Annotated in this window: 6 protein-coding genes, 1 tRNA gene and 1 pseudogene; 6 read left to right on the top strand and 2 right to left on the bottom strand. The window is 60.9% G+C overall.

What is annotated here, in order from left to right:
- From CC207_RS27695 to CC207_RS16755, 5 genes and pseudogenes are all read left to right on the top strand, one after another.
- Positions 1 to 203: pseudogene (locus CC207_RS27695) on the top strand (transcriptional regulator); the annotation flags it as partial.
- A gap of 63 nt (positions 204 to 266) precedes the next feature.
- Positions 267 to 905, top strand: a complete 639-nt coding sequence (uvrY, locus tag CC207_RS16770) for a UvrY/SirA/GacA family response regulator transcription factor (protein WP_028692526.1) — start codon at positions 267 to 269, stop codon at positions 903 to 905.
- A 9-nt stretch (positions 906 to 914) separates the two neighbouring features.
- A complete protein-coding gene (gene uvrC / locus CC207_RS16765) occupies positions 915 to 2,738 on the top strand; it encodes an excinuclease ABC subunit UvrC (protein ID WP_050704747.1) in 1,824 nt (607 codons plus the stop codon).
- A 33-nt stretch (positions 2,739 to 2,771) separates the two neighbouring features.
- Positions 2,772 to 3,332: a CDP-diacylglycerol--glycerol-3-phosphate 3-phosphatidyltransferase gene (gene pgsA / locus CC207_RS16760; RefSeq protein ID WP_028692524.1), complete on the top strand. Its 561-nt coding sequence runs from the start codon at positions 2,772 to 2,774 to the stop codon at positions 3,330 to 3,332.
- 64 nt (positions 3,333 to 3,396) lie between these two features.
- A tRNA-Gly gene (locus tag CC207_RS16755) sits at positions 3,397 to 3,472 on the top strand.
- Between the two features lie 27 nt (positions 3,473 to 3,499).
- Here CC207_RS16755 and CC207_RS16750 read toward each other — a convergent pair.
- Both CC207_RS16750 and CC207_RS16745 read right to left on the bottom strand, forming a co-directional pair.
- Entirely contained in the window at positions 3,500 to 3,916 is a 417-nt protein-coding gene (locus tag CC207_RS16750; protein ID WP_088852437.1) for a hypothetical protein, read from the bottom strand.
- 46 nt (positions 3,917 to 3,962) lie between these two features.
- Positions 3,963 to 5,159: a DUF6708 domain-containing protein gene (locus CC207_RS16745; RefSeq protein WP_256582105.1), complete on the bottom strand. Its 1,197-nt coding sequence runs from the start codon at positions 5,157 to 5,159 to the stop codon at positions 3,963 to 3,965.
- A gap of 198 nt (positions 5,160 to 5,357) precedes the next feature.
- On the opposite strand from CC207_RS16745, the gene CC207_RS27690 reads away from it, so the two are divergent.
- Positions 5,358 to 5,573, top strand: a 216-nt coding sequence (locus CC207_RS27690) for a hypothetical protein (protein WP_256582104.1), incomplete at its 3' end; no start/stop codon positions are given.

The following is a 5,573-nucleotide window of genomic DNA, read 5'->3' as shown; positions in this document are numbered from 1 at the left end:
GCGGCGTGCACACCCCCGCGCCGCTGGACAGCCTCACGTCCGACGAAAACCGTCTGCTCGACGCGTTCCGCCGCCTGCCTTCGGCCGACCAAGCCGCGGTCTGGCACCTGCTCAACCGCCTGGCGGGCGAGGAGGGGGGGGCGCAAGTGCTGCGCATTCGGCGGCCTGACCGGCAGGCATATTTCCATGACGCTTTGCGCTAGGTTCGTTGTGAAAAATTTTGTTAAGGTGGCGGGATCCAATCGCCCCACTGACGAGGTGTCTGCTTGATTAGGGTCCTGGTGGTCGACGATCACGATCTGGTGCGTACCGGCATCACACGCATGCTGGCCGACATCGACGGGCTGCAGGTGGTGGGGGAGGCGGACTCTGGCGAGTCCGCCCTCAAGCTGGCCCGCGAGCTCAAGCCGGATGTGGTCCTGATGGACGTGAAGATGCCAGGGATCGGTGGTCTGGAAGCCACGCGCAAGCTGTTGCGCAGCCATCCGGACATCAAGGTGGTCGCGGTAACCGTGTGCGAGGAAGACCCGTTCCCCACCCGCCTGCTGCAGGCGGGTGCCGCGGGCTACCTCACCAAGGGTGCCGGGCTCGACGAAATGGTCCAGGCGATTCGCCTGGCCTTCGCCGGCCAGCGTTACATCAGCCCGCAGATTGCCCAGCAGCTGGCGCTCAAGTCGTTCCAGCCCCAGGGCTCGCCGTTTGACGCGCTGTCCGAGCGGGAAATCCAGATTGCGCTGATGATCGTCGGCTGCCAGAAGGTGCAGATCATCTCTGACAAGTTGTGTCTGTCCCCCAAGACCGTCAATACTTACCGTTATCGAATCTTCGAAAAACTCTCGGTCACCAGCGACGTCGAACTGACCTTGCTGGCCGTCCGCCACGGTATGGTCGACGCAAGTCTGTAAGCACACCTCATGTCACAACCTTTTGATGCAAGCGCGTTCCTGGCGACCTGCAGCGGTCGCCCGGGCGTGTACCGGATGTTCGACGCCGAGGCCCGGCTGCTGTACGTGGGCAAGGCCAAGAACCTCAAGAAGCGCCTGGCCAGCTATTTCCGCAAGACCGGGCTGGCGCCGAAGACGGCTGCCCTGGTGGGGCGCATCGCCCAGGTCGAAACCACCATCACCGCCAACGAGACCGAGGCGCTGCTGCTTGAGCAGACGCTGATCAAGGAGTGGCGGCCGCCCTACAACATCCTGCTGCGCGACGATAAGTCCTACCCGTACGTGTTCCTGTCCGACGGTGAATTCCCGCGCCTGGGCATCCACCGTGGCGCGAAGAAGGCCAAGGGCCGTTATTTCGGCCCGTACCCCAGCGCCGGTGCCATCCGCGAGAGCCTGAGCCTGTTGCAGAAGGCGTTCTCGGTGCGCCAGTGCGAGGACAGTTACTACGCCAACCGCACCCGCCCGTGCCTGCAGTACCAGATCAAGCGCTGCAAGGGTCCGTGCGTGGGGCTGGTCGCCGCCGAGGAGTACGCCGAGGACGTGCGCCATTCGGTGATGTTCCTCGAAGGCCGCAGCCAGCAACTGGGCAACGAGCTCAGCGCCGAGATGGAAAAGGCCGCCATGGCCCTGAACTTCGAGAAGGCCGCCGAGCTGCGCGACCAGATCGCCCTGCTGCGCCGGGTCCAGGACCAGCAGTACATGGAGGGCGGCTCCGGCGACGTCGACGTGGTGGCGGCCTTCGTCAATCCGGGCGGCGCCTGCGTGCACCTGATCAGCGTGCGTGGCGGCCGGGTGCTGGGCAGCAAGAACTTCTTTCCCCAGGTGGGCATCGAGGAGGAGGTGGCCGAAGTCATGGCCGCGTTCCTCTCCCAATACTACCTGGGCAACGCCGAGCGCGAGCTGCCGGGCGAGCTGATCGTCAACGTGGTGCACGACGACTTCGCCGCCATCAGCGAGGCGCTGCAGACCCTGCGCGGCCGCGAAATCAGCATCAGCCACCGGGTGCGCGGCACCCGCGCGCGCTGGCAGCAGTTGGCGGTGACCAACGCCGAGCAGGCCCTCAATGCCCGCCTGGCCAACCGCCAGCACATGGCCGCGCGCTTCGAGGCGCTGGCCCAGGTGCTCGACCTGGACGAGGTGCCGCAACGCCTGGAGTGCTACGACATCAGCCACTCCAGCGGCGAAGCCACCGTGGCCAGCTGCGTGGTGTTCGGCCCCGAAGGCCCGCTCAAGTCCGACTACCGCCGCTTCAACATCGAAGGCGTTACCGCTGGCGACGACTACGCGGCCATGCACCAGGCCTTGCAGCGCCGCTATGGGCGGATCAAGGACGGCGAGGGCAAGTTGCCCGACGTATTGTTGGTGGACGGCGGCAAGGGCCAGCTGAACATGGCCCGCGACGTGATGCAGGAACTGGGCTTTGCTGACCTGACGCTGCTGGGGGTGGCCAAGGGCGTGACCCGCAAGGCCGGTTTCGAGACCCTGTACCTGAACGACGTGGCCCACGAGTTCACCCTCAAGGGCGACTCGCCGGCCCTGCACCTGATCCAGCAGATTCGCGACGAAGCCCACCGTTTTGCCATCACCGGCCACCGCGCCCGGCGCGGCAAGGCCCGGCGCACATCGAGCCTGGAGGACGTCGCCGGGGTCGGCCCCAAGCGCCGTCGCGACCTGCTGAAACATTTCGGCGGCCTGCAGGAGCTCAACCGCGCCAGTGTCGACGAGATCGCCAAAGCCCCCGGCATCAGTAAAAAGCTTGCCGAGTCGATTTATGCCAGCCTGCATAGCGAGTAGAATGCCGGGTTCAACTCGCAGCCAGTCGTACCGATGAATATTCCAAACCTGCTCACCGTTCTACGCGTCCTGCTCATCCCGATCTTCATCCTGCTGTTCTATGTGCCCTATCACTGGAGCTACATGGCCGCCAGCACGGTGTTCGCCATCGCCGCCGCCACCGACTGGCTCGACGGCTACCTGGCGCGTCGCTTGCAGCAGAGCACCCCGTTCGGCGCCTTCCTCGACCCGGTGGCCGACAAGCTGATGGTCGCCGTGGCCCTGGTCCTGCTGGTGCAGGTGCACGCCAACTTCTGGCTGACGCTGCCGGCGGCGGTGATCATCGGCCGCGAGATTGTCGTCTCGGCGCTGCGCGAGTGGATGGCCGAGCTCGGCGCCCGCGCCCACGTGGCGGTGTCGAACCTGGGCAAGTGGAAGACCGCCGCGCAGATGCTGGCGCTGGTGATCCTGCTGGCCAACCCGCCGCTGCTGACCTTCTGGGTGGTGCTGGGCTATGGGCTGCTGCTGGTGGCGGCGGGCCTGACCCTGATCTCGATGGTGCACTACCTGCTGGCCGCCTGGCCGCACCTGCGCGAAGGTTCGGAGCAAAAGTAAAAGTTTTTTTGAATCAAGGGGTTGACGCCGTTCTGGAAATCGCTAGAATGGCACCCATCACGACGCGGGAATAGCTCAGTTGGTAGAGCACGACCTTGCCAAGGTCGGGGTCGCGAGTTCGAGTCTCGTTTCCCGCTCCAAATTCGATCCGCAGTGCGTCGCTGGGATCACAAAGAAGAGGCCGGAAGGCCTCTTTTTTTGTGCCTGGGATTTGGTGGTTGCAGGTGCATTCCAGTGATTGGGTGGCCACGGTGGGGATCTGATTGTGGCCGGGTTATCTGTTCTCGCTGGCAGTCCCCCTCTTCACACGCAGGGTGCATTGCGTGGCGCCCGTCATGATGATGCTCGGCGACTCGGTTGCCCATGGCTTCGCGAGCCAGGGCGCGGGTCTGGTCCAGCTGGCCCAGCAGTGCATCGGTGCGCGCCTGCAGGCCTTCGTTGAGCAGCTTCAGGTATTCACCCGCCCTGAGCGGCACGACGAGCTGCGTCATGTGCTGCCCGGCAAAACGCAGCAGCGCCGCGCCGTGCACGTAGCCAATCATCTGCCGGGCGTCGATGGAAGCTGTTACTGGGCGAGCGATCATCCCCTGGATGCTACATCCTCCATGCCGACTGGGATCAGCCTGATCTCTACGGCTGATCGATACTGTCGGCCTCATGGGGCGCATCCTTCTCGATATCGGGAGTTTGACTTGGGCTCTTGGGCCGACGTTTAGAGGCACGGGGTTTTCTCTCCGGGCGTTTGCCTGGGCGTATGGCCCAGAGGTAGGCGTTTTCCCGTAGCCTCTCCTGGATATGGGGTGGATAATCGTCAATGGTGGTCACTGCCGGGACGGGTTTTCCCGGCAGGCCGGCTTCACGGATGATTTTGGGCCAGCGAGGTTTCCAGCACAGCAGGAGGCTCACCCAGTGACCTGTTCCGATGATCAGGAAGGCAGGAGAGAGCAGCACCAGACCGCACTTGATGACGCGTGGGGAACTGCGGAAGTAGTGGGTCAGGCCTTCGAACTGAGGTGTGAAGGCTTGCCAGGGCCACGGAAAATGCGAGGTGATGTGGGGGCGCGGTAACCCCTCTGGGCCCTCATCCATGAAGCGACGGATAAACTCCCACTCGGCTTGAAGCACCGTGAAATTGTTGGCGGATTTTCCTACCCAGATCAGTTCGGTACGCAGCGTACCGGTGAAGGCGGACGACCATGTGAGCGCCAACGGGAGACCCACACCACTTGCTATGGCAGATTTTTTATCCGCGCCGCTGGACGATACACCGTTCCACGGGAGCGTGACGATTCCACCACAGTAGGCAGGGCGGTGGAGGTAGACCTGTTGGGTAATGCGGTTGAAACGTATCAACAAGTGGCGTGACGTGAACATTTCAAAGCGTGTGAAACGAAAACCATACTTTAGGTAAAGCCATAAAAGCCATGGATCCAGGCAGAGAAAGAAAATTGTGGTGACTAGGAGTTCCCCATACGGTTCACCTTGATAGTTGTAGGCCAATGAGATTAATTTTTTGATGGAGTCAGTTGTGAAATAGAACTCGAATATGATTACCGCTATGACTGTAAGTGAAAGGATGGTGATCAAGCCACGTTTGTCCTCCCACATGCCGCAGCGCATTTCGAGCACATGCTCGTTGTACACGTAGACGGGGCCACGGCTTTTAGGGGTGGCGCATACTGATTTTTTTGCTGCTGCAATTGATTCTTCTTCTTCGTCTTCATAAATATCTTTCTTCTTAATTGTCTTGTTTTGTTTTTCAAAGGCTTCGCGCTCTTCTTTTGGATCAATGGCCGCAAGCCATGAAAGCCATTCAAAAAAATACACTATATAACCTCGCTCATGGCGCTGAATAAGGCTTCTAGCTCTTCAGTGTCCTTCATATATCCTTTGCTGGATGGTTTAAGGCGGAAGCAGCATTTACTACACCACTTCTCCAAAGCGTCGTCATCGATAATGAGTAAGGTTATAGTGGTGCCCAACACAATGGCGCCGCCTATCCAACTCAAGCGGCTCAGGAATATCATGGCCGCACGGTTGGCTGCCAGTTTTGCGGAAAGTCTAGAGAGCGTAGAAAGTAAGTTGCTTATCTTTGTACTAGTTGTGCTGATTGATAGCCACTGGAACAGCGCACTTGCCTGTGAAAATGCTATTCCTCCCTGCCCCAGAATTAGGGCAATCGTAGATACAGCTCTTGTCCTGTATGCTGCGGCAAGCATTGATTTGGATCTGATTTTTGCT

Origin of the sequence: Pseudomonas sp. DrBHI1 (assembly GCF_002205115.1) — a bacterium.
GTDB classification, from domain to species: Bacteria; Pseudomonadota; Gammaproteobacteria; order Pseudomonadales; family Pseudomonadaceae; genus Aquipseudomonas; species Aquipseudomonas mosselii.
Note: the sequence above shows the minus strand (reverse complement) of the source record. Positions and strands in the feature narration are given on the sequence as shown.

What these genes read in the sequence shown, in the direction of transcription:
- uvrC (WP_050704747.1), top strand. Translation starts at nt 915, where the DNA reads ATGTCACAACCTTTTGATGCAAGCGCGTTCCTGGCGACCTGCAGCGGT.
- pgsA (WP_028692524.1), top strand. Translation starts at nt 2,772, where the DNA reads ATGAATATTCCAAACCTGCTCACCGTTCTACGCGTCCTGCTCATCCCG.
- CC207_RS16750 (WP_088852437.1), bottom strand. Translation starts at nt 3,916, where the DNA reads ATGATCGCTCGCCCAGTAACAGCTTCCATCGACGCCCGGCAGATGATT.